General features: G+C 69.8%; 19 protein-coding genes and 1 riboswitch. Of the genes, 11 read left to right on the top strand and 8 right to left on the bottom strand.

What is annotated here, in order from left to right; all coding sequences use genetic code 11:
- Positions 1-157 precede the first annotated feature (157 nt).
- Together AB0H36_RS16195 and AB0H36_RS16190 are read left to right on the top strand one after the other, a co-directional pair.
- The gene (locus AB0H36_RS16195; protein ID WP_360522790.1) at positions 158-3,526 is read left to right on the top strand and encodes a phosphodiester glycosidase family protein; all 3,369 of its coding nucleotides are present in this window, start codon (positions 158-160) and stop codon (positions 3,524-3,526) included.
- Positions 3,527-3,535: 9 nt separating this feature from the next.
- Positions 3,536-4,441 (top strand): LD-carboxypeptidase, encoded by a 906-nt coding sequence (locus tag AB0H36_RS16190; RefSeq protein WP_360522787.1) that lies wholly within the window; start codon positions 3,536-3,538, stop codon positions 4,439-4,441.
- Here the strand turns inward: AB0H36_RS16190 and AB0H36_RS16185 are convergent.
- Genes AB0H36_RS16185 through AB0H36_RS16175 form a run of 3 tightly spaced genes read right to left on the bottom strand, consistent with a single transcriptional unit; the run spans position 4,434 to position 9,812 of the window.
- Positions 4,434-6,215 carry an alpha/beta fold hydrolase gene (locus tag AB0H36_RS16185; protein ID WP_360522784.1) on the bottom strand — a complete coding sequence of 594 codons (1,782 nt, stop codon included), beginning with the start codon at positions 6,213-6,215 and terminating at the stop codon, positions 4,434-4,436. The genes AB0H36_RS16190 and AB0H36_RS16185 overlap by 8 nt on opposite strands.
- Before the next feature lie 58 nt (positions 6,216-6,273).
- Positions 6,274-8,052, bottom strand: coding sequence for an ABC transporter ATP-binding protein (locus tag AB0H36_RS16180; protein WP_360522781.1), 1,779 nt, complete (start codon positions 8,050-8,052; stop codon positions 6,274-6,276).
- Positions 8,049-9,812, bottom strand: coding sequence for an ABC transporter ATP-binding protein (locus tag AB0H36_RS16175; RefSeq protein WP_360522778.1), 1,764 nt, complete (start codon positions 9,810-9,812; stop codon positions 8,049-8,051). Before AB0H36_RS16175 ends, AB0H36_RS16180 begins: the two co-directional genes overlap by 4 nt.
- A 146-nt stretch (positions 9,813-9,958) precedes the next feature.
- On the opposite strand from AB0H36_RS16175, the gene AB0H36_RS16170 reads away from it, so the two are divergent.
- Entirely contained in the window at positions 9,959-11,380 is a 1,422-nt protein-coding gene (locus AB0H36_RS16170; RefSeq protein WP_360522775.1) for an MFS transporter, read from the top strand.
- Here AB0H36_RS16170 and AB0H36_RS16165 read toward each other — a convergent pair.
- The gene (locus AB0H36_RS16165) at positions 11,367-12,383 is read right to left on the bottom strand and encodes a (p)ppGpp synthetase (RefSeq protein ID WP_360522772.1); all 1,017 of its coding nucleotides are present in this window, start codon (positions 12,381-12,383) and stop codon (positions 11,367-11,369) included. The two genes, AB0H36_RS16170 and AB0H36_RS16165, sit on opposite strands and share 14 nt — an antisense overlap.
- Positions 12,384-12,535: 152 nt before the next feature.
- Here AB0H36_RS16165 and AB0H36_RS16160 point away from each other — a divergent pair, with 152 nt between their 5' ends.
- Both AB0H36_RS16160 and AB0H36_RS16155 read left to right on the top strand, forming a co-directional pair.
- Positions 12,536-13,729: an ATP-binding protein gene (locus AB0H36_RS16160; protein WP_360522769.1), complete on the top strand. Its 1,194-nt coding sequence runs from the start codon at positions 12,536-12,538 to the stop codon at positions 13,727-13,729.
- A gap of 465 nt (positions 13,730-14,194) precedes the next feature.
- Complete coding sequence (locus AB0H36_RS16155; protein WP_360522766.1) at positions 14,195-15,007, top strand: AAA family ATPase; 813 nt, start codon at positions 14,195-14,197, stop codon at positions 15,005-15,007.
- On the opposite strand, the gene AB0H36_RS16150 is transcribed toward AB0H36_RS16155, so the two are convergent.
- On the bottom strand, positions 14,961-15,893 hold the full coding sequence (locus tag AB0H36_RS16150; RefSeq protein ID WP_360522983.1) for an SPASM domain-containing protein: 933 nt from the start codon (positions 15,891-15,893) through the stop codon (positions 14,961-14,963). The genes AB0H36_RS16155 and AB0H36_RS16150 overlap by 47 nt on opposite strands.
- Positions 15,894-16,014: 121 nt before the next feature.
- Positions 16,015-16,467, bottom strand: a complete 453-nt coding sequence (locus tag AB0H36_RS16145) for a radical SAM protein (protein ID WP_360522980.1) — start codon at positions 16,465-16,467, stop codon at positions 16,015-16,017.
- 325 nt (positions 16,468-16,792) lie between these two features.
- On the opposite strand from AB0H36_RS16145, the gene AB0H36_RS16140 reads away from it, so the two are divergent.
- The 6 genes from AB0H36_RS16140 (at position 16,793) to AB0H36_RS16115 (ending at position 22,248) form a co-directional block, all read left to right on the top strand.
- Complete coding sequence (locus AB0H36_RS16140) at positions 16,793-17,560, top strand: dihydrofolate reductase family protein (RefSeq protein WP_360522763.1); 768 nt, start codon at positions 16,793-16,795, stop codon at positions 17,558-17,560.
- Between the two features lie 105 nt (positions 17,561-17,665).
- Positions 17,666-18,523: a DUF3152 domain-containing protein gene (locus AB0H36_RS16135; RefSeq protein ID WP_360522760.1), complete on the top strand. Its 858-nt coding sequence runs from the start codon at positions 17,666-17,668 to the stop codon at positions 18,521-18,523.
- 63 nt (positions 18,524-18,586) lie between these two features.
- Positions 18,587-19,426, top strand: a complete 840-nt coding sequence (locus AB0H36_RS16130) for a hypothetical protein (RefSeq protein ID WP_360522757.1) — start codon at positions 18,587-18,589, stop codon at positions 19,424-19,426.
- The gene (locus tag AB0H36_RS16125; RefSeq protein WP_360522754.1) at positions 19,423-20,085 is read left to right on the top strand and encodes an alpha/beta hydrolase; all 663 of its coding nucleotides are present in this window, start codon (positions 19,423-19,425) and stop codon (positions 20,083-20,085) included. Before AB0H36_RS16130 ends, AB0H36_RS16125 begins: the two co-directional genes overlap by 4 nt.
- A 22-nt stretch (positions 20,086-20,107) precedes the next feature.
- Positions 20,108-20,219: riboswitch (TPP riboswitch) on the top strand.
- Positions 20,213-21,541 (top strand): cytosine permease, encoded by a 1,329-nt coding sequence (locus tag AB0H36_RS16120; protein WP_360522751.1) that lies wholly within the window; start codon positions 20,213-20,215, stop codon positions 21,539-21,541. Its footprint overlaps the riboswitch before it by 7 nt.
- Before the next feature lie 26 nt (positions 21,542-21,567).
- Complete coding sequence (locus tag AB0H36_RS16115) at positions 21,568-22,248, top strand: methyltransferase domain-containing protein (RefSeq protein ID WP_360522748.1); 681 nt, start codon at positions 21,568-21,570, stop codon at positions 22,246-22,248.
- 135 nt (positions 22,249-22,383) lie between these two features.
- Here the strand turns inward: AB0H36_RS16115 and AB0H36_RS16110 are convergent, their stop codons facing one another.
- Together AB0H36_RS16110 and AB0H36_RS16105 are read right to left on the bottom strand one after the other, a co-directional pair.
- The gene (locus tag AB0H36_RS16110) at positions 22,384-22,950 is read right to left on the bottom strand and encodes a methylated-DNA--[protein]-cysteine S-methyltransferase (RefSeq protein WP_360522745.1); all 567 of its coding nucleotides are present in this window, start codon (positions 22,948-22,950) and stop codon (positions 22,384-22,386) included.
- Positions 22,943-23,437, bottom strand: coding sequence for a sigma-70 family RNA polymerase sigma factor (locus tag AB0H36_RS16105; protein WP_360522742.1), 495 nt, complete (start codon positions 23,435-23,437; stop codon positions 22,943-22,945). Before AB0H36_RS16105 ends, AB0H36_RS16110 begins: the two co-directional genes overlap by 8 nt.
- Positions 23,438-23,629: the final 192 nt, after the last annotated feature.

The raw sequence follows: 23,629 nt of genomic DNA, 5'->3' as shown, positions 1-23,629 counted from the left end.
CGGGCTGACCGATTCCTGCCGAGGAGAAAACCTTCCGGTCGGGCTCTGGAGACGTTACTTTGTCACCGGTCGGTTGACCGGCGTACACCTGTGCCTCATGTGGCGGTAGAGCGCACCACGTCGGATGGCCGCGTCCGTCCACGTTGGGGAGGCTCCTGTGTCGCTCTTCCGTCCCTTGACCGCAGCGCTCGGCATGGGCGGCCTGCTGGCCGGCGCCGTCGTCGTGCCGGCTGTCGCGCAGCCCGCCCCCGGTGGCATCCCGGACTCCGCGATCGCCGGCGACGGTGTGCTGACGACGCGCGAGGACAGCCCGGTCGCGCCGGGCGTGAACTACACGTCGTTCGAGCGTCTCGACCCGAAGGGCTGGCTCCGCGGTGACATCCTCGCGGCCGACCTGGACAAGCACGGGGTGACGGTCGACTACGTCAACACCGGCAAGGTCTCCGGCGGCACGCCGCTCAGCCAGCAGCTGGCCCGGAAGGGCGCGATCGCCGGCGTCAACGGCGACTTCTTCGACATCAACGACACCACCGCGCCGCTGGGCGTCGGCGTCGAGAGCGGCCGGCTGGTCAACGCGCCCGCGGCCGGGCACAACGACACCGCCGTGATCGGCAAGGACGGCCTCGGCCGGATCGCGGAGCTGTTCCTGCAGGGCAGCGCGACCGACGACGACGCCACCAAGCTCGAGCTGACCAACCTCAACTCGCCGACCGTCAACTCCGGCGGAATCGGCCTTTACACACCGGAGTGGGGCGACGCGGCCCGCACCAGGACCGTCGACGGCCTGCCGACCGTGCGCGAAGCGATCCTTCGCGACGGCGTGGTCGTCTCGTCCGCCGCCACTCCGGGCACCACTCCGCTGGCCGCGAACGAGCAGGCGCTGATCGGCCGCGAAGCCGGTGCGGCCGCGCTCGCCGCCTTCGAGGCCGGCGACAAGGTCGACGTGCAGTACGGCCTGCGCCCCGACGCGGCCGACGTCGCCGTCGGCATCAGCGGCAACCACCAGCTCGCCAAGGACGGTCAGGTCCCGGCCGACGTCCCGGACGCGGACCTGGCGCCCCGGACCGCGATCGGGTTCGACGCGGACGGCAGCCGGATGCTGCTGCTCACCGTCGACGGTCGCGCGACCGGCTCCCGCGGGCTGTCGCTGAAGGAGATGGGCGAGCTGATGATCGGCCTGGGCGCCGACGACGCGCTGAACCTGGACGGCGGCGGCTCGTCGACGATGCTCGCGCGATCGCCCGGTGAGGCAGCGCCGCAGGTGGTGAACGACCCGTCCGACGGCGGCGAGCGCGTGATCCCCAATGGCCTCGGCCTGCTACCGGTCAAGGGTTCCGGCCAGCTGACCGGCTACCGCGTCGAGGCCCAGGGCACCGCGGCCGAGGACGCGGACACCGATGTCTCCCGCAGCTCCCGGGTCCTGACCGGCCTCAGCCGGGTCCTGACCGCGACCGGACACGACGAGACCTACGCTCCGGCCACAGGTACGCCGTACTGGTTCGCCGGGGGCAATGTTCGCGTCGACCAAAAGGGTGTGGTGACCGGTCGGAAGGCCGGTGACGCGATCGTCACCGCGGCCCGCGGCAAGGCGCACGGCCGCATCCAGCTGACCGTCCTCGGCGCGCCGACCCGGCTCGCGCCGTCGACCCGGCAGGTGTCGCTGACCGACTCGACCTCCAAGGGCTTCTTCGAGATCGACGGGTACGACGCAGACGGCTTCGGCACCTGGATCGAGCCGCGTAACCTCGAGCTGTCGTACGATGCCACTCTCGTCAAGGTGGTTGCCAAAGGCAATGGGTTCGAGGTGAACGCGCTCAGCGACGACGCGGTGTCGACCGTGATCACCGCGAAGGCCGGCACCCTGACCACGCAGCTCAGTGTCACGTCCGGCCTGAGCAGCACCGTGATCGACGAGGTCGACGACCTGTCCCGCTGGGCGGCGAACGCCGTACCAGCCGGTGCAGCGACGGCGGCGCGGTCGGAGGCCGAGGGCCATGACGGCGGGCAGGCGATCGCGCTCGACTACTCCCTCACTGGCACGACGGCGACGCGAGCGGCGTACCTCTCGGTGACGCCGCAGCTGACGTTGCCCGGGCAGCCGCAGAAGCTCGGCGCGTGGGTGTACGGCGACGGCAAGGGCGCGTGGTTGCGGGCGAACGCCTACACCGCGGCCGGTGGATCGCCGCAGACGCTGAACGTCGCGGCCGCGGTGGACTGGGTCGGCTGGAAGTACGTCGAGGCGGACATCCCGCCGGGGCTGGCGATGCCGCTGCGGTTCTGGCGGATCTACGTCGTCGAGACCGTGCCGACCCGGCAGTACTCGGGCCGGATCATCGTCGACGACCTGACCCTGCGCGGTGCGCCGCCGGTGGACATGGCGCCGCCGGCGAAGGTGGTCGACCCGCTGGTGGTCACCGACGGGACCGTGGCGACCGACGGCCGGTGGCGGTTCGCGGTGATGTCGGACGCGCAGTTCACCGCCGACGACCCGAACTCCGACTTCGTCAAGCAGGCCCGGCGGACGATCCGCGAGGCGCTCGCGCAGCACCCGGACTTCCTGGTGATCAACGGCGACTTCGTCGACCGGGGCTTCGCTCAGGACATCGCGTTGGCGAAGCAGATCATCGACGAGGAGGTCGCCGGCCAGGTGCCGGTGCACTACGTGCCGGGCAACCACGAGAGCTACGGCCCGGGTGACCTGTCCGAGTGGTCCAAGGTGTTCGGGCCGCCGAGCAGCACGTTCGACCACAAGGGGACGCGCTTCATCCTTCGGGACTCGTCGCTCGGCTCGCTGCGGGCGGGCGGGTTCGCGCAGATCCTCGACCTTCGCGCGCAGCTGGACGACGCGGCCACGAACAAGTCGATCCGCAACGTGGTGGTGATGGCGCACCACCCGATCGACGACCCGTCGCCGACCGCCAACTCGCAGCTGGGTGACCGGAAGGAGGCCCGGATGATCGTCGACTGGCTGGCCGGGTTCCGGGCGTCGACCGGGAAGGGCGCCGCGTACATGGCTGCCCACGCCGGGACCTTCGCGGCCTCCCGCACCGACGGCGTCCTGCTGCCGCTGACCGGCAACTCCGGCAAGGGTCCGTCGTCCGCGCCGAACGACGGTGGATTCACCGGCTGGGCGATGGTCGGTGTCGACCCCAACGCGCAGGCGGCGGCCGCCGGTGAGCGCAAGTGGTCGGCGCCGGAGCGGTCCTGGCTCAAGGTCGAGTTCCGGCCGCACGTCGACTCGCTCGAGCTGACCGCGCCGGCAGCGTTGCGTCGTGGTGAGACGGGTAGTGCGGGGGCGACCGTCGTACAGGAGAGCCGGCGGGTGCCGGTGGCGTTCCCGGTGTCGGCCGACTGGTGGGGTTCGCGCGCCCTGCACATCGGTCCGGCGCAGACCGCGCCGTTCTGGGCGGTGGCGTCGTACGACCCGGCGACCGGTCAACTCACCGGGCTGCGTCCGGGCACGGCTCAGCTGGGCGTGACCGTCAACGGCACCTCCAAGAGCGCGACGATCACGGTGGATTGGTAGCGTCACGGAGTGACTGACGTGAAGGTGCCGGAGCGGTTGTCGGTTGGGGATCGGGTGGCGGTGGTTGCGCCGTCGGGACCGGTGCGGGCGGAGCGGCTGGCGACTGGGATCGAGCACCTGAAGGCGTGGGGGCTCGAGGTCGAGGTGCTGCCGTCGGTGCTTGCTGGGCACGAACGGCTTAACTACCTGGCTGCGGACGACAAGGCTCGGGCCGAGGACCTGCGGAACGCGTGGCTGGACTCCACCTTCGCGGCCGTGTTCTGTGCACGTGGTGGGTACGGCGTGCAGCGCATGCTCGAGTACGTCGACTTCGACGAGCTGGCCGCCGTACCGAAGTGGTTCATCGGGTTCAGTGACATCACTGCGCTGCACGAGCCGCTCAACGCACGCGGTCTGGTCACCATGCACGGGCCGATGGCTGCTGCGGTCGAGCAGCTCGGGTCGGAGGTAGGGCGGCAGCGGCTGCGCGACCTGCTGTTCGAGCCGGACAGCGTCACGGATCTACTCGCACCAGCAGGCGCGCGGACTGTGGTCGGTGGCGTTGCTGAGGGCCCGCTGCGTGGCGGCAACCTGGCAATGCTTGCAGCAAGCGTCGGTACGCCGACCTACGCGCCGCCGACCGGGATCGTCGTGATGGAGGACGTCAGCGAGGACGCGTACCGGGTGGACCGGCTGCTGACTCAGTTGCTGCGGGCCAACTGGTTCGCAGAGGTCACTGGAGTAGTCGTCGGCGACTTCAGCGGCGCCGACGACTCCGGACTGGTCAGCGCCGTGGTCCACGATCGGCTCGACCCGCTGGGTCTGCCGATGGTGGAGGGCGCTGCGATCGGGCATGAGGACCTGAACCTCGCCGTACCACTGGGACTGCCGGTGCGGCTGGACGCGACCGCGGGGACGCTCGAGCGACTCAGCTGAGGTGTTCGGCGAGGAACGCCAGGGCTTGTGGATAGGCGTCGAGCTTGTCGGTCAGCTTGGCCAGGCCATGGCCCTCGTCGGGGTAGACGAGGAGCTGGCAGGGTACGCCGCGAGCCGTCAGCGCGTCGGTGATCTGCTCGGCCTCCGACAGCGGTACGCGCGGGTCGTTGGCGCCGTGGATGACCAGCAGCGGCGCTCGCAGGTCGTCGACGCGGCTCAACGGACTCGCCGACTGCAGGAACTCCCGGTCGGTCGCCAGGTAGCCGTACTCCCGCTCCCGCGTCGCCCGCCGGTAGTCGGACGTGTTCTCCAGGAACGTCACCAGCGAAGCGATCCCTACGATGTCCACACCGGCCGCCCACAACGACGGCTGGAAGGCCAACCCGGCCAGCACCATGTAGCCGCCGTACGACCCACCCCACAGGGCTGCCCGGGTCGGATCGCAGCCGATCGACGGCAGCCAGGCGTGGATCGCGGCCAGATCCTTCACCGAGTCCAGCCGCAGCTCGCGATCGTCCAGCGAGTACCAGCGCTTCCCGTACGCCGCCGAGCCCCGCACGTTCGGTACGACGACCGTGTGGCCGGCCGCTGCGAGTCCGGAGACCACCGGGACCCAGCCCCGCATGGCTGCGCCCTCGGGACCACCGTGGACGTGGATGACCGTCGAGCCGAGGTCGGGTCCGGTCGGACGGTAGACGAAGACCGGGACCTGCTCACCGTCGAACGACGGCACGCGATGGCTCTCGGGATGTGCCACCTCGGCAGGGACCTCGGGCGTCGCCGGCGGACGCATCGGGACGATCTCCCTGGTCGCCAGGGTGTAGCGGTAGACCGTGGGCGGTTCGATCGGTGAGTGGTAGGTGATCAGGGCGTACGTGCCGTCGGGAGACCAGACCGGGTCCGGCAGCATGACCGCCTGCGCTCCACAGCCGAGCGGGGGCAGGTCGAGCGGTGCGACCAGCGCACCGTCCTCCAGCTTGTGCAGCGCCAGCGGCACCAGGCCGTCGTCGATCGTCGCGACGAGCAGATGCTCTCCGTCGGGACAGACCCAGCCGGCCAGGTCGTGCTCGTCGTCGACCATCAGGTCCGACCAGGTCCCGTCGCTCACGTCGTACTGCCGGATCGCCATCCGGTCTCGGTCGGCATCGCTCGCTACGACGAACCCGGACGAGCTCGGCAGCCAGGACACGACCTTCTGATCGTTGTGCGCGTCTGGCGCCGTCAGCGCGGTGACTGCTCGGGTCGTCGTGTCGACGAGCAGCAGCTGCATCGAGTTGGCCGGGGCGCTGGCCAGGGACAGCACGACCCACTTGCCGTCCGGGGAGGCGTCGACCGCCATCGCCCAGCCGCCGCCGTCGTACAGCACGGACTCCTCGCCGGTCGCGAGGTCGTGGGAGACCAGGTCGAAGTCGACGCCGTTGCGTCGGTTGGTAGTGAACAGCACGCGACCGCCGGTCGCCTGGACCAGGTTGTGCTTGAACGCCGGGTCGTGGACGAGTGGCGTCAGGGTCCGGTCGTCCAGGTCGACGAGGGACAGCTGTCCGCGTTCGTCGCCGCCGCTGTCGTGCTGGACGACCACTTGGCGGCTGCCGAGGACGAAGCGCGCGTTCCGGCAGGTCTCGCCCAGGTCGGTGAGAGCCCGCCAGGTGCCGTCGGGGGTCACCTCGTTGACCTCACGGGTGCCGGTCTCGTCGTAGAGAACCAGCAGACCGCCCTCGTCGTTCACGTCGAGGGCGAGAGCGGTGGGCAGCGCGAGCAGCGTCGTCAGCAGCACACCCTGCATCCTCACATGACTTGGTGGGGCAGACCTCTCGAGTCTGCCCCACCGTGTGTCAGCGGTCGCCGTGCCAGGAGTGCCAGAGCGCGGCGTAGGGTCCCTGGGCGCCGACCAGCTCGTCGTGGCCGCCCAGCTCGACGATCTTGCCGTCCTCGACCACTGCGATCACGTCCGCGTCGTGCGCGGTGTGCAGGCGGTGGGCGATCGCCACCACGGTCCGGCCCTCCAGCACGCCGGCCAGCGACCGCTCCAGGTGACGAGCTGCCCGCGGGTCCATCAACGAGGTCGCCTCGTCCAGGACCAGCGTGTGCGGGTCCGCCAGCACCAGCCGGGCCAGCGCGACCTGCTGGGCCTGTGCAGGCGTCAGCGAGACCCCGCCGGAGCCCACCTCGGTGTCGAGCCCGTTGTCGAATCCGGCGACCCAGCCGTCAGCGTCGACCGAGCGCAACGCCGCCCACAGGTCGGCGTCCGCCGCGTCCGGCCGCGCCAGCCGCAGGTTGTCCCGGACGCTGCCCACGAACACGTGGTGCTCCTGGTTGACCAGGGCAACGTGGCTCCGGACCTGCTCTGCCGACATCTTGTCGAGGGCCGCGCCACCCAAGGTGATGTCACCGACCCGCGGCGAGTAGATGCCGGCCAGCAACCGGCCCAGCGTCGATTTCCCTGCGCCAGAAGGGCCTACGAGCGCAACCCGGGCACCTGGCTGCACAGTCAGCGTGACACCGTGCAGCACGTCCCGGCCTTCCAGGTAGCCGAACCGCACGTCGTCCGCGAGGACGGTTCGGCCTTCCGGCTCGCTCTGCTCAGCGGACTCGGCCTCCTCGACCTCACGCACCCCGACCAGTCGCGCCAGTGACACCTGCGCGACCTGGAGCTCGTCGTACCAACGGATCATCATGTTGACCGGCTCGACCAGCATTTGGATGTACAGCGCGCCCGTGGTGAGCGCGCCGACGGTCAGCCAGCCCTGGATGGCGAAGCCGCCACCGATCACCAGCACCGCCGCCAGCGCGATCGTGTGGGTCATGTTGATCACCGGGAACAGCACCATCCGCAGGTAGAGCGTGTACCGCTCCCACGCCACCCACTGGCCGATCCGGGTGTCGCCCAGCTTGATCCGGCGACCGCCCAGCCGGTGCGACTCGACGGTCCGGCCGGCGTCGACGGTCTCGGCCAGCGCCGAGGCCACCGCGGCGTACCCGGCGGCCTCCGACCGGTACGCCGCCGGCGCCCGGCGGAAGTACCAGCGGCCGCCGATGATCAGGATCGGCGCCGCGATCACCACGGCCACCGCCAGCTCCGGCGCGGTCACGATCAACGCGCCGATCAGCAGCGACGCCCAGATGATCGCGATGGTCAGCTGCGGCACGGCGTCCCGCATCGCGTGCGAGAGCCGGTCGACGTCGGTGGTGATCCGGGACAGCAGGTCACCCGTCCCGGCCCGCTCCAGCACACCCGGCGGCAGGCCGACCGCCCGGATCAGGAAGTCCTCACGCAGGTCCGCGAGCATCTCCTCACCCAGTACGGCGCCGCGCAGCCGGGTCAGCCGGACGAACACCGTCTGCACCGCGAGCGCGATGACGAAGCCGATCACGACATACGGCAGGTCGACGTCGCGCTCGCCGCGGGACAGCTTCTCCACCACGTTGCCGAGCAGCCAGGGCCCGACCATGCCGCTCAGCGCCGCCGCCGCGTTCACCAGGGTCAGCCAGGCGAACGCACGGCGGTGCCGGCGGAACAGCGTCTTCAGGTAGGCGCGCACGGTGGCACTACCTGCTACCGGCAGTCGCGCCGCCTCCTGCGGCGCTGCCGGGTCGTAGTGAGGGCGCTTCACGCCATCTCCTCGAGGGTTGTCTCGTCTTCACGGGTGACGACCGCGCGGTAGCGCGGGTTGGTGTGCACCAGCTCGTGGTGGGTGCCGACGGCATCGACCCGGCCGTCCGGCACGAACACGACCCGCTCCGCGCGGTCCAGCATCAGCGGGCTGGAGGTGAACACCACAGTGGTCCGGCCGGCTCGCAGCAGCCGCAGGCCGTCTGCGATCCGCGCCTCGGTGTGCGCGTCGACCGCACTGGTCGGCTCGTCCAGCACCAGCACCTGCGGGTCGACGTACAGCGAACGGGCCAAGGCCACTCGCTGCCGCTGCCCACCGGACAGGGACCGTCCGCGCTCGGTCAGCACGGCCTGCATCGCGTCCGACTCACCGGCCGGCAGCGTCTGCCGCAGTACGTCGAGAATGTCCGCGCACTGCGCCGCGTCGAGCGCTGTCTCCGGTGACACCGCACCGCTCGCCGGCACGTCGAACAGCTCGCGCACGGTCCCGGACAGCAGCACCGGATCCTTGTCCTGCACCAGTACGACGCTCCGCGCCGACTCCAGCGGAATGTCGTCCAATGCGACACCGTCGAGGAGCACCGACGCCTCGTCGTCCTCGGCGGCCGGGCTGTGTCCACCCAGCCGGTCGGCCAGGCGACCACCCGCGTCCGGGTCACCGCAGACGACCGCAGTGAAGCTCCCGGCCGGCACGTGCAGCCCGGAGACCGGGTCGAGCACGTCACCCTCCGGCAGCTGCGCCTCGGCCGTGCCCTTGGTCTCGTCGGTCCGCTGGAGTGCCAGCACTCGAGCGGCCCGGCGCGCCGACACCTTCGAGAAGATGAACGCGCTCGCCGTCTCCTCGAATGTGTGCAGCGGCACCAGCATGAAGGTGATGAACCCGTACGTCGTGACGAGCTCACCGACCGAGATCTGGTTCGACAGCACCAGCCGGACACCCAGCCACACGACGATGACCAGGAACAGCCCGAACATCAGCACCTGCAGAGCCGCGATCAGCGACCACATCCGCGCACTGCGGACCGCACTGGCCCGGTACTCCTGCGAGGCCGAGCGGTAGCGGTCCAGGAACAGCTGCTCGCCACCGATGCCACGCAGTACGCGCAGACCGGCGACTGTGTCGGCGGCCAGCTCGGTGGCCCGGCCGCCCTTGGCGCGCTGCGCGTCCGCGCGACGCTCCGCGGGACCCATCAGCGGCACGATCGAGAACGCCAGCACCGGTACGGCGATGGCCACCACCAGACCGAGCTGCGGCTCGTAGAGCAGCAGCCCGATGACCACGGCGAAACAGGTCAGCAGCGCGGCCACGAACCGGCCGAGCACCTCGACGAACCAGCCGATCTTCTCCACGTCGCCGCTGCTCACGGCGACCACCTCACCCGCGGCGATCCGGCGGGTCAGCAGCGACCCGAGCTCCGCGGCCTTGCGGAACAGCAGCTGCTGCAGGCGTGACGCCGTACTGATCCAGTTGGTGACCACGGCGCGGTGGAAGAACGAGTCGGCGCCGGCTTTCGCGGCGCCGAAGGCGAGCAACAGGCCGCCCGCCAGGAACAGCTTGGGCCAGGACAGGTCGATCACGGCCTGGACGGCCAGGCCGACGGCGATCGGCGCGGCGGCGATGCCGCCGAAGTAGAGGAGCCCCCAGAACAGCGCGATCGCCTGACCGCGCAGCTGCTGGTGCTCCAGCCAGAGAATGAGTCGGAGGCCGGACCGGGTGTCCGGCACACCCGGGTCGGCGAACGGAATGAGGCGCAGCGACATGACGTCTCACAAGAAGGCGTAGGAGGGTTGAAGAAGGCACCTGACCAGGCGAATGGATCAAGCCTAGGCGGGCCCGCCGACAGTCCGTCAAAGGGTTTTCGAGCCGGTAGTACAGTCTTCAAGTACGACGATGGAGAGGGAGCCGGGTGGAGGAACTGACGCGCAGGCGACGGCTGCTGATCCTCGGCATCTGCTGCTTCAGCCTCTTCATCGTCGGGCTGGACTCCACCATCGTGAACCTCGCGCTACCGGCCATCCGGGCCGATCTGGACGCGGACGTCTCCAAGCTCCAGTGGACCGTCGACGCGTACACGCTGGTGCTGGCGAGCCTGCTGATGGTGTCCGGCTCGACCGCGGACCGGGTCGGCCGGCGGCGGACGTTCCAGGCCGGGCTGGTGCTGTTCGGGATCGGGTCGCTGTTGTGCGCGTTCGCGCCGACCGTCGACCTGCTGATCGCGTTCCGGATGCTGCAGGCGGTCGGCGGTTCCATGCTCAACCCGGTCGCGATGTCGATCATCACCAACACGTTCACCGATCCGCGTGAGCGCGCGCAGGCGATCGGGATCTGGGGTGGGGTGGTCGGGCTTTCGATGGCCGTCGGGCCGGTCGTCGGTGGGGCGCTGGTCGACGCGGCGGGGTGGCCGTCGATCTTCTGGATCAACGTTCCGGTGGCGTTGGTCGCCGTACTGCTGACTGTGCTGTTCGTACCGGAGTCGCGGGCTGCGGTGCCGCGGCGGATCGATCCGGTCGGGCAGGTGCTGGTCGTGCTGCTGCTCGGCGGGGTGACGTACGGGATCATCGAAGGGCAGCGGGCGGGGTGGACGTCGCCGCTGATCATCGGGTGCTTCGTGCTCGCGATCGGGTCGCTCGTGTCGCTGGTGTCCTACGAGCGGCGGCGGGAGGAGCCGTTGCTGGAGCCGCGGTTCTTCCGGAGCGCGCCGTTCTCGGGGGCGACGCTGATCGCGGTCGCGGGGTTCTCGGCGCTGTCCGGGTTCCTGTTCCTGAACTCGTTGTACCTGCAGTCGGTGCGTGGGTTCTCGGCGTTGCACGCCGGGTTGCTCACGTTGCCGATGGCGGCGATGACGGTGGTGTTCGCTCCGCTGTCCGGCTGGCTGGTCGGGCATCGCGGGCCGCGGCTGCCGCTGGTGGTTGCCGGGAGCATGCTCGGCGCTTCCGGGCTGCTGTTGTCGCGGCTGACCGTCGACACTCCGACGCTGATGCTGCTGGGCGCCTATCTCGTCTTCGGGCTCGGGTTCGGGATGCTGAACGCGCCGATCACGAACGCGGCGGTGTCCGGGATGCCGCGATCCCAGGCCGGTGTCGCGGCCGCGATCGCGTCGACCAGTCGCCAGGTCGGCGTCTCGCTGGGCGTCGCGATCGCCGGGACAGTACTGACTGCGCGGCTGGTGGGTCCGCTCGAGAGCGGGTTCGTCGAGGCGGCTCAGTTGTGCTGGTACATCATCGCCGGCTGCGGGTTGCTCGTGCTGGTGCTCGGCCTGATCACGACCGGCCGGTGGGCACGCCGTACCGCTGCTTCTGTCGCGGAGGACCTCGTCAGGGCTCGATGAGTCCGGCGCGAGCGAGGGCTTTCAGGCGTCCTTTGAGGATCTTCTGGCGGCGCTCCTCGTCGGGGAACAGGTCGACGTACGCCGTGCCTTTCGCGGCCAGGAGGTCGTCGTCGAGGCGCCGTACCGTTCCGGCCGGGAAGCGATGGGTCATCGCGGCCTGGACGGCGGAGCTGTCGATGCCGGCGAGCAGGTCGGTCAGTTGCTCCTCGGTGGTCACGCCGAGGCGCGCGAGCACGCTGAGGATCCAGGCGTAGTGGTTGGTCTTCGCGTGCGGCGCGTCCGGGTAGCGCCGGGTCAGGTACGTCGTCAGCGTCGCGGTGGTCAGATCACGCGGCGTCTTGTCCGGCTGGGTCGCCGCCAGCTCGCGGTACAGCCGGTCGATCTCGGTGAACTCGTTGTCCGCCAGCTCCATCAACGCCGCCGCCAGCAGGAACCGCCGGTCGAACTCCGGCTTGCGGTCCGGCGGGATGTCCAGCTTGTACCGGATGTCGTGCTCGAACTCGGCCCACGCGTGCTGGACTGCCGTACGCACCTGGATCTCCATCGTCAGGTTCTTCAGTACGGCGTACTCCGGCAGCTCCCGGCGATGCGGGTTCAGCCGGACCAGGTAGTGCTTGCTCGCGTATCCGAACACGCCCTGCGCCCGGGTGTGCGCGCCCATGTCGGTGTGCTCGACGATCTCGAACTCCGCCTCGATCACCTCGCAGACCCGGTCCACCGCCTCGACCAGGAAGGTGATCACCCGGGCCGCGACCAGGTCGGTGATCTGGTTCAGCGGGTCGTCGTACTTCGGCCGGGCCGGGTCGTCCGGGTGCGGTTTCGACGCCTTCGCCAGGAACGACTCCGGGTCCTTCGCCCGGGCCGTGGCGCTCAGGTAGTTGATGCCCTCCTCCTCGCCGATCAACTCGTTGATCAGCGACTCCAGCTTCCGGGCACCCCCGACGTACTGCTGATGCACCCGCTCGTACAGGCCCGCCGCCTGCCGGGCCCACTCCCCAACCATGGCCGCACCCTAGTGGTCTCGGTGGGCCTAGGCGCGTCTATCGGAATCTAGTCCTGACACTAGAAAGCTGTAGAGAACGCTGATCCGACACGCTCTCCCGGTCGCTACCGAAATCTAAGGAAAACGCTAGACGCGGCCATACAGTGAAATGCATGGATCCGATCCGGAATCCCTATGCGCCCGGCGCCGGTCAGCGGCCGCCTGAGCTGGCCGGACGCGACACCGAGGTGCGGCAGTTCGAGGTGGTCCTCGAGCGGGTCGCGGCAGGCAGGCCGGAGCGGAGCCTGGTGCTCAGCGGACTCCGGGGTGTGGGTAAGACGGTGCTGCTGAACACCTTGCGAAGCCAGGCGATCAAGCGCGCCTGGGGCACCGGGAAGATCGAGGCCCGGCCGGACCAGAGCATCCGGTTGCCGATCGCGCAGGCGATCCACACCGCGATGCGCGAGCTCGGCCACCGGCACCGCGACGACGAGCGGGTCGACGAGTTCAGCGCCGTACTGAAGGCCTTCGCGCTGCGGACCGGAGCTCAGGACCGGAAGGGGATCCGCTGGCATCCGCCGGTCGAGGTGGCCGCGGCGAAGGGGCGGGCGGACTCGGGCGACCTGGAGATGGACCTGATCGAACTGTTCTCCGATGCGGCCGACCTGGCCGGCGACCTGTCCGTCGGAGTCGGGCTGTTCATCGACGAGATGCAGGACATCTCCGCCGACGACCTATCTGCGTTGTGCGCTGCCTGTCACGAGATATCCCAGCAGAGCGCGCCGCTGGTCGTCGTCGGAGCCGGTCTGCCGCATCTGCCCGCCGTACTGTCGGCCAGCAAGTCGTACTCCGAGCGGCTCTTCCGCTACATCCGCGTCGACCGCCTGGCCCGCGAGGCGTGCGACCGCGCGCTGATGATCCCCGCCGAGAGCGAGGGCGTCCAGTACGACGAGGAGGCGCTCGACGAGCTGTACGCCCAGACCGACGGCTACCCGTACTTCGTCCAGGCCTTCGCGCACGCCACCTGGGACCACGCCCCCACGTCCCCGATCACCATCAAGGACGTCGCCGTCGCCGCTCCCGAAGCCTCCGCCGAGCTCACCGTCGGCTTCTTCGGCTCCCGCTACGAACGCGCGACGCCCGCCGAACGCGAGTACATGCGCGCCATGGCCGAACTGGGCATCGGCGTCGGCGACGGCTCCGTCCCCACCGCCGAAGTCGCCAGCACCCTCAACCGCAAACCCCAGTCCCTCTCCCCCGCCCGCGACGGCCTCATCAAGAAAGGCCTCGTCTTCTCCGCCGAACGCGGCACCGTAGCCTTCACCGTCCCCCACTTCGGCAAATTCCTCCGAACCCGCACAGCCTGAAGACATCCCCACGCGCGCTACGCACGGGCTCCTACGTCGCCCCCGCTACGCCCGCTCCCGCCCACCCCCCGGCTACCGCCGGTGCACCCTCGCCAGGCTCCCGCCGGCCCTCTACGTGCTACCGCCGCCTCTCTCGGGCTACCGCCCGGACTCTGCGCGCTGCCGCGCGCCCACCTGCGCGCTGCCGCGCGCCGACCTGCGCGCTGCCGCCCGCACTTGCCGCTCCTCCGTCGCACGCGCTCGACGACGGGGCCGGGGCCGACCCGGGGACCGAACCGCGTCCCGTGAGCTCGCCCGGCAACTCTGCCTGGCTTCGCGATCGCCTTGCAGGCTCGGACACCTCACCACCGCGGCACGGCGCTGCCTCCCCTAACCCGAGTCCTTCCGGTGCCGACCTACACCTCGCCCCGGTCCGACCCCATGAGCAACGTCTCGCGTCGGTGGTGCCCGCTAGCCTGAAACTGAGTGATCTCCGGATCGACGAAAGGCAAGGTGTTGTTCGTACGGCGGGCCTACATCCCCGACCATCTCCAGCCCGACCCCGCCCGGCGGGGCCGGTGGCCCTTCACCGTGCCGTGCGTCACGCAGCTCGCCGACGAAGCACTGGACTTCCGGCGGCCGGTGACCTTCCTGATGGGCGACAACGGGTCGGGCAAGTCGACCCTGGTCGAGGCGATCGCCGAAGGGTTCAAGCTCGACCCCCACGGCGGCCGAGCCAGCCGGAAGATGGCCCGCCCCGAGCCGATCACCACCGAACTCGGCAAGGTCCTGCGTCTCGACACGACCGCTGCCGGCTCGAAAATGCTCGGCGGCCCGCGGCTGAAGAAGAAGGGCTTCTTCCTGCGCGCAGAGACCGCGTTCTCGATGACCGAGAACCTCGGTGGCGTGGCCGGGTACTGGGACGAAGACACCAGCACGATGAGCCACGGCGAGGGGTTCGTCACGATGATCCAGGCGATGATGAACGCGCCCGGGTTCTACGTGATGGACGAGCCAGGGGCAGCCCTCTCCTTCTCGTCCTGCCTGCACCTGGTCTCGGTCCTGCACCAGCTCGGCCGCAGCGGCGCCCAGATCGTGTGCGCGACCCACTCCCCCATCCTGGCCGCGACCCCAGGCGCCGACGTCGTCGAGGTCGGCCCTTGGGGATTCCGCCGGGTCGCCTGGGAAGACCTCGACCTGGTCGACCACTGGGCGCGATTCCTCAAGTCGCCGCAGGCCTACCTGCGCCACGTCATCGAACCTGACGACGCCGCCGAGGACTCCAGTGCACACCGATGAGCCGGCGGCCGAAGAGACCGCGGCAGCGGACGCCCGGTTCACCGAGTGGATGCGGGTGAACCTCGAGCAGGCCGCGAAGCACTTCGGCGTCGACGTCGCCGGCGAGCCAGCCTTCGGATGGCGGCTGCGCACCATCGGCGCCCGGTGCACCGGACCAGCTGGCTACTACTGGCTGCGGGTCGTCTCGGAGTTTCCGGAGTGGGCCGGCGGCGACACCTGGACGGGCAACGTCGACGCCAACGGCTTGGTCGACGTACCGCGCTCGCGGGTGCTCGACGTCGTGGAGTGGGCAGACGGCGACTGGCGGCGCCAGCGGGCCGAGCTCCTCGTCCTGCTGCCCGGACACCCGGTCTCGGCCACCGACGACCTGGAACAGGACCCCGAACTGCCCGACACCTGGTGGAACGACCTCAGCGCCGCGCTCGCGGCGCTGCAACACACCGAGACCCCCCGAATGGGCATCGACCCGGACCGGACCAGGGAACGCACCACGCGCGTGTACGGCGCACCGGTCGACATCGAGCACTGGACGACCGTGCACGGCGACCTGCACTGGGCCAACATCTTCGCCCCAACCGCCCTTCGGCTTGCAGGGCCCCTGGCCCGTCGGCCAGCAATGCGGTCGGCACGCCGGACCACACGACGGCCCACACTGCGGGTCACACATGTTCGGCACACACGGCTGCGTCGACGCGGCACGCCGAGCGAACTCCTCGGCCAAGTCCGACCGGATATCACGCAACGCCGAACCGCTGACGACCTCTCCCAGCGAGCTGGTCTTCACGTTCCCGACCGGCAGCCAACGGCTGAACACACATGGCCACACCTCCCCGGTCGGGGAGATCGCCAGGACCTTCGACGCACACTGCCCACACAACTGGTCCATGCCCGTGCCCGCGCCTCGCGTGCCACGGCCAACCTCCCGGAGTCGGTCCATCCCGACCTCGGTCACCCCCAGCGCGGTCAGCTCGGCGACCGCCTGCTCGCTGCGCTGATCGTCGGACAGATCAATCACACCGACTCGCACCGGCACCTCCCGCCGTACCGCCTCGGCGATGTTCGCCCGGGTCCGCGCATGCGACCCGGCTGTGCCGGTCACCGCCGCGTGCTGGCGCGGCTCGTCCGAGTAGTACGAACACGCCAGCCGCACCCCGGGTAGCGAGAACAACTCCCACAACGCCGGCGTCACATGCACCAAGTTCGAGAACACCCTCCACCTTGAGCCCAGCAGCGAGAGCGTGGGCCAGCAGCTGAGGCAACGCAGGATGCAGGGTTGGCTCACCGCCGATGAACTGCACCATCCCCACCCCCAGCTCAGCAGTCTCATCGATCACGCGGATCCAGTCCGCCGGCTCCATCACTCCGTGCGACCCGGCTGGCCCAGACTCGGCGTAGCAGTGCACACACTGCAGCCGGCACTTCTCCGTGATCTCCAACCACACAAACGAAACACCTGACATACGGAACCATCCCTTCGTCAGCACCTCACCACTCCTAGTGTCTCGGCGATCACCGACAGTTCGCATCGCCTGCGAGTGCGTCGAAGCCGGCGGCTGTGTTGATCGCGCCCGAGGCGATGCAGCGGTACCAGGCGCTCGAGGATCCTGCCGACCCCGCGGAGATCGAGGCGGAGGTCGACCGGCCGCGAAGCGGGTGCGTCGTCGCGCGCGATCGACGACCGACGCCGGCGCGGACCGGGGACCAACTGTCCGAGCGGGTCGGTGGGTTGTCGGTGGGCGCTGGTAGATCTGGGGCGCGCCGTCCAGCGAGTCGGAGGAGGCTGTGATGGGGAAGCGACCGCGTGTGGTGGTCAGTGTGGATGCCAGTGTCGACGGGAAGGTCGCGCTCGCCCGGGACGCGCTGTTGATGCACCAGCCGAGTGCGGATCTGTGGGCCGCGATGACCCCGCGCGCCGCCGATCCGGTGCGGCTCGACATTCTCGAGGTGCTCCGACAGAAGTACGGCTGCAACGCGATCCTGGAGGGGAGCGGCAGCCTGGTCACCGAGGACGAGACTCCGGAAGAACTGCCCACCTTCGACGGTGACACCGTCGGCCTCTACCAGCATTTCCTCCCACCGGACATCACCGGACAACCGTCCCCGCCGCAGATGTGGTTCACCGTCGTCGACGGCCGCGGACGCGTGCGCTGGACCGAGAAGCACGAGGACTGGGACGTGCTGGTCCTGGTGGCGCGGTCGACTCCAGCCGACTACCTCGGCTATCTCCGCCGCGAACGCATCTGCTACCTCGTCGTCGGCGAGGAGCGCGTGGACCTGGCGCAAGGGATCGCCGCGATGGGCACCGAGCTCGGCGTCAGTTGCGTGCTGTCGAACGCAGGCGGCGGACTGAACGGTGCACTGTTGCGGGCAGGTCTGATCGACGAACTCCACCTGACGCTGGCGCCCGCTCTCGTCGGCGGACTCGGCACCCCGTCGGTGATGGACGGGCCGCCGCTTGCCGTCGGCGAGTCTCCGACCCGGTTGCAGCTGCTCTCGGTGCACACCGACACTGGCGGCTCCGTTCGCCTGCACTACGCCGTAGCCGAAAACTAGGCCGGGTCCCCCGTCTCCTTCCGGCTCTGCCTTTGGTTCGTTTGTGGGGGGTGGGGTGGAACTGGGGTTTCGGGAGGTGGTGCGGGGTGGGTAGGGTGAATCGTCATGACGAGGGCGCGGAGCGGGCGGCGTGGGGATGCGCCTGTTCAGAAGCGCCGGGGTGGGCGGCATAGTCGGAAGAAGTCGTACAAGGCGCAGTGGTTCTCGGTGAGTGCCTTGGCGGTGCTGGGGACTGTGGTGGTGGCGCATCCGGACGCTACTAACCAGCGGAGTCTGGCGGCTGAGGTGGTGGCGGGGGTGGCTGCTTCGGCCACTGAGATGCCGGTGAGTGTGGTGACGCCTACGCCGGTGGCGACGCCGACGCAGAAGTTCACGACGCCGCAGCGGCCGGCGCCGACGTTGACGCGGCCGCCGAAGGGGGCGAAGCCGAACTACTCGGTGTCCAGCGGGAAGCTGGCCGTCGTGCCGGGCTTCGACAAGGCGAGCGGGGTCCGCGACAAGCTGACGTACCGGGTCGAGATCGAGCAAGGGCTGTCGGTCAACGGTGCCGCGGTCGCGCAGATCATCCACAAGACGCTGACGGACGCGCGGGGGTGGCAGGCGATCCACCCAGTGAACTTCGAGCGGACCGACAAGGTGGACGCCGACCTGCGGATCATCCTGGCGACGCCGACGCTGACCGACAAGCTGTGCCTGCCGCTCGACACCGGCGGTGAGGTGTCCTGCCGGGTCGAGGACCGGGTCGTGCTGAACGCGAAGCGCTGGATGTACGCGATCCCGGCGTACTCCGGGAACGTCGCGCTCTACCGCAACTACCTGGTCAACCACGAGGTCGGGCACGCGCTCGGCCACGGGCACTCCACCTGCAGCAAGGCGAAGACGCCGGCGCCGGTGATGATGCAGCAGACCAAGGGCCTGGCCGGCTGCCTGCCCAACGCCTGGCCGACGATCAAGGCCACCTGAGGCCGTACGACCTGAGCGAAACCCTCGTTCGTGAGAGGCTGGGCCCGAGGGGAGGCAGCAGCGATGTCGTCACAGGATTTCCCGACGTACGGCCGCGGTGAGCAACCGGAGCAGCCGGCCGAGGAGCACCACTACGCCCCGCCGACGCCGTACGGCGGCAGCAGCTACGGCGCCCCGCCTCCCGGCCAGCAGCAGCCGGGCCACTACGCGCAGCCGCAGCCTTATGGCACCCCACCCGGCCAGTACGGCGCCCCACCTCAGGCACCGCCGCCGCAAGCCCCGCCCGGCGGGTACACGCAGCCGCCGAACTACCGCCCCGGCAGCCCCTACGGCCCCGCCGCGCATCCACAGCAGCGCGAGCTGCCGCAGTACGGCCGCGAGCTTCCGGTCGCACCCCGTGATCCGCGCGCGGCCCGCGTCCTACTGCTCGCCACGATCATCGCCGCCGTCTACGGCCTGCTCGTCCTGTCGGTCCAGCGGGTCGCCCTGCGCGAGATCTCCCAGGCGCCAGGCTCACCGCTGAACCACCCGCTCCGGACCGACGTCATCGACACGATCGGCCAGTTGCTGCTGCTCCTGGTCGGCGCGGCCGCGATCGTGATGTGGACGCGCGACGTGCTCGCCCGCCGCAAGGTCGGCCGCGACATCGAGCCCCCCGAGCTGGGCGGCCTGCTCCTGGTCGGGGTCTCGCTGGTGCCGATCCTGATCTGGGCGGGGATGGTGCTGTCGACCGGCATGGGCGCGATCGACGACTCGCTCGACCGGCTGCCCACGGCCTACGGCTGGGGCGGGATCGGCCTGCTGATCCTTGCCGCCGGCTTCCTTCTCGGTTACCGCGAGCTGAAGCCGGACGTGTCCAACCCGGTCGTCCAGGCCGCGTCGGCCCGCCCGCCCTGGGAGTGAGCATCCCGGTCGTCCTGGTCCCGGGTCTCGGCCTCGGGCCCAAGTCGTACGCACCCACCGTCGAGCACCTCACCACGCCGTACCGGATCGTCACCCTGCCCGGGTACGGCGAACCCGCCGGCCGCGGCGACGACCTCCGGCCACAGGCCCTGGGGACGGCGGTCGCCGACAAGATCCGGGAGCGGTCGGTGCTCGTCGGGCACTCGGCCAGCTGCCAGGTCGTGGTCGAGACCGCGGTCGCCTTCCCCGAGCTCGTGCACGCCCTGGTCCTGATCGCGCCGACCGGGGACGTGCGCGCAGCGAGCTGGCCGGACCTGGTCGCCCGCTGGCTGGGCTCGGCCGTCCCGGAATCACCGCGCCTGATCCCGGCGCTGTTTCCGCAGTACGCGCGTACGACGTTCGCCACGATCGCCCGCGCGGTCGAGGCGGCCCGTCGCCACGACCTGGCCGGGATCATCACCCGGGTGCGGGCCCCGATCGTGATCGTGCGCTGCCGCCACGACCACCTGTCCCCGGCCGAGTGGACGGACCGGCTGGCCGAGCTCACGCACTGTGAGTGCCGCACCCTGTCGACCGGCTCGCACATGCCGGTGCTGACCAACGGCCCGGAGCTGGCCGCTCTCATCCAGCGGGCAGCGGCTGCACCCAACCCAGCCTGAAGCGCTATCGTTGACGCGGTAGCAAAACCGATGCGGGAGCTCGCACGACGCGCGGGCTGAGAGGGCGACGCCGGTCGCCGACCGCCTGAACCTGACCGGGTAATGCCGGCGTAGGGAGCGGGTCACCATGACCAGTACTGCTGTTCGTCCTGCCAAGCAGACCGAGGCGCCGCTCGTCCTCACCACGGACGCGCCGCGCACGCTCGGCTTCTTCGACCAGTTCACCCTGTGGGGGAACCTGGGCATCTCTCTGTTCGGTCCGGTGACCGGTGCGCTGGTCGCGGCGTACACGGGCTCGCTGGCCCAGGGCCTGCTCGCGGTCGTGGTCGGCTGCGGCATCGGTGCGCTGGTGCTCGGCGGCGCGGCCGTGTTCGGTTCGCAGACCGGTGCGCCGGCGATGGCCTGCCTGCGCGGCCTGTTCGGCCGACGCGGTTCGATCGCGCCGACCGTGCTGAACATCGCGCAGAACGTCGGCTGGGCGACGATGGAGATCATCGTCATCTCGCAGGCCGCGGTGGCGGTGACGAGTGAACGCTGGCGCTGGTTGTTCGTCGTACTGGCCGGAGTGATCGCGACGGTGATGGCGGTCCGGCCGCTCGGCAGCGTGAAGGTGCTGCGAAAGTTCATGGTCTGGCTGGTGCTGATCTCGTCGGTCTACCTGTTCGTGCAGGTGCTCAGCAAGCCGGTGCAGGACCTCCCGCAGGACGGCGTCTTCGGCTTCTGGCCGGCTGTCGACCTGGCTGCCGCCGGCGTGGTGTCGTTTGCGCCGCTGGCCGCCGACTACACGCGGCACTCGCGCACGAACAAGGCTGCCTTTGCCGGATCGTCGCTCGGCTACGGCATCGCGGCGATCGTGTACTACTCCCTCGGTGTGTTCGCCGTCGCGACGCTCGGGACCAACAGCACCGACGTGATCACCGCGCTCGTCACGCTGCCGGCCGGTGCGATCGCGCTGTTCGTGCTGCTGGTGGACGAGGTCGACGAGGCGTACGCGAACGTCTACTCGACCACGATGGCCACGCACAACTTGATCGGCCACGTCGACCGGCGCTGGATCTCGATCGCGATCGGCGTGCTCGCGACCGGCCTCGCCCTGATGGTTGACCTGGGCAACTACACGCAGTTCCTCTACCTGATCGGCTCGGTCTTCGTCCCGCTGTTCGCGGTCGCGATCGCGGACTTCTTCGTGGTCAGCAAGATGAACTGGGACGTCTCCGGTACGGCGCGCTTCCGCTGGCAGCCCGCGCTCGCCTGGCTGATCGGCTTCGTCGCCTACCAGCTGGTGAACCCGGGCACGGTGAAGGGCTGGTCGCCGTTCTGGACCGACGTCCAGCAGTGGGTGTTCAACGACCAGCCGGTGCCGACCTGGCTCGGCGCGACGTACACCTCGATCATCGTGTCGATGCTGGCCGCAGTGCTGCTCGGCCGGATCGGTCGCCGACCGCTGGACAACTGACCCGGCGTAACCGGGATACTTGCGCAATGCTGAACTCCGCACTGCGCAGCCGGGCCGAGTACGCGGAACTGGGGGCCGACGGACTGGCCGCGCGTACCACGCCCGAGCGGGACGCGGCGACCGTGAAGGCCGTCGAGGAAGTGCTCCAGGGCCGTGAGTCGGTGCTCGACCTGTGCTGCGGGTACGGCCGGATCGCACTGCCGCTGCGCCGGGCCGGGAAGGTGGTGCGAGCGCTGGACATCTCGCCGAACCTGGTCGAGGCCGGCCGGGCGAAGGCGGCCGAGGAAGAGCTCCAGATCGACTGGGCGATCGGCTCGATGACCGACCTGCCGTACAAGTGGGACGCGTTCGACGCGGTGATCTGCCTGTGGACCGCGTTCCACGAGCTGTTCGCCGAGGACGAGCAGGTGTCCACGATCTGCGAGATCTCCCGGGTGCTGAAACCGGGCGGGATGGCCATCATCGAGGGCCCGGTCTGGGGCCCGGCGACGGCGGCCGAGATCGCCAACGGGATGCGCCAGGGACCGGAGCACCGGATCGTCACCACCGAGCACTTCGGCACCAGCAGCGTGCACTTCATCCACGACGAGGCCAGCTACGGGCGCTTGTGCGCGGCCGCCGGAATCGAGGACTACAAGGTGTACAAGCGGGACTGGGGCGGCCGCCGCCGGTTGATCCTGGAGATCCACCAGCCCGGTAATGACTGACACGTCAGGAATTTGATCCACCACGCCCGGATCTCTTCCAGACAAGGGAAAACAAGAAGCAGATCCCCACTCCACACTGGGGATCTGCTCCTTTGTTCTTCGAGTGTAAATGCTTTCTGGCCGGCGCGTGAAAAGTCAGTTTTTTGCTTCGAGATTCAGCAAGAATCGTTTCGCGTCCAGCCCGCCGGCGTACCCGGTGAGGGCTCCGTTCGCGCCGATCACCCGGTGGCACGGCAGTACGACGCAGACCGGGTTCGCACCCAGCGCCGTACCGACCGCGCGGGCCGCCTTCGGCCGGTCGATGTCGCCGGCAACCGCGCCGTACGTCGTCGTCCGCCCGTAGCTCGTGTGCGACGGGAGGTCGGTCAGCACGAGCCGCTGGAACGGCGTCGCCAGCGCGAGGTCCACGTCCAGGTCGAACGCGTGCCGCCGACCGGACAGGTACTCGTCCAGTTGCCGCCGTACGTCGTCCAGCGCCCGGGGCTGCCGTAGTACGCGCGGGGACACGGCCTTCGCGAGGCGGTTGGTCATGGTTTCCTCGTCGCCGAACGAACTGGCCACGACGCGACCTTCGGCGACTGCGAGCAGCATGGTGCCGATCGGGGTGTCGTGCAGGGTGTAGGCGACGTCCGCGGTCGGGAAGACCGGTGGTTTGAGGTCCGGTGCGGTGAGCCGGGCCAGCCGGCTCTCGAGATCAGTCATCGTTCACTCCGAGTTTGGTGCGCAAGGTCGCGAGCGCGTCGCTGACGAGTCGCCGCGACGCGGCGGGCGTGGTGTCCAGGGCAGCGGCCACGCCGTGGTGGTCCAGGTCGCCGACGTACTTGAGCGTGACGGCGAAGCGTTGGCGTTCGGGTAGCTGGTTGACGGCGTGCCAGAGGTCGGGGTCCGGCCAGTCCGCGTCGTCCGGGCCGGCCACTGCGATCGGCGGGGCTTCGTCGAGCGGGCTCTGTGGTCTTCGGGCCCGGTGTACGTCGGTCGCGCAGCGGGCCGTGATGGTCAGCAGCCAGCTGCGCAGGTTCTTCGCCGAGGTGAGCCCGGGGTAGGCGGCGAAAGCCTTTTCCCAGGCGCGCTGGGCCACGTCGTCGCCGTCGACCGGCCCGGCCAGCGCACGCGCCAGCCGTGCCACGTCCTGCCAGTGCGCGTCGACGAGCGCCTGGAACGGCGGCAGCGAGACCTTCTCCGGAGCCATCACGCCAGTAGAACGCATCTGCCCCAGGGGGTGTGAGTCCGGATCCCGAGATTGTGCAGTTACTCAGTAGACTTTAGTGCCAAGATTGCTGACATGACGACGACCTTGCTCACCCGCCGTCGCGTCATCGATCTTCTGCGGACGGCGAGCGCCACCTGTCGGTGACCGACTACACGCTCTAGTCACCCCGTT

It is taken from the genome of Kribbella sp. NPDC050820, from assembly GCF_040653975.1.
Taxonomy (GTDB): Bacteria; Actinomycetota; Actinomycetes; order Propionibacteriales; family Kribbellaceae; genus Kribbella.
The sequence above is the reverse complement of the archived record's forward strand: the minus strand, read 5'-3'. Positions and strand labels throughout refer to the sequence as shown.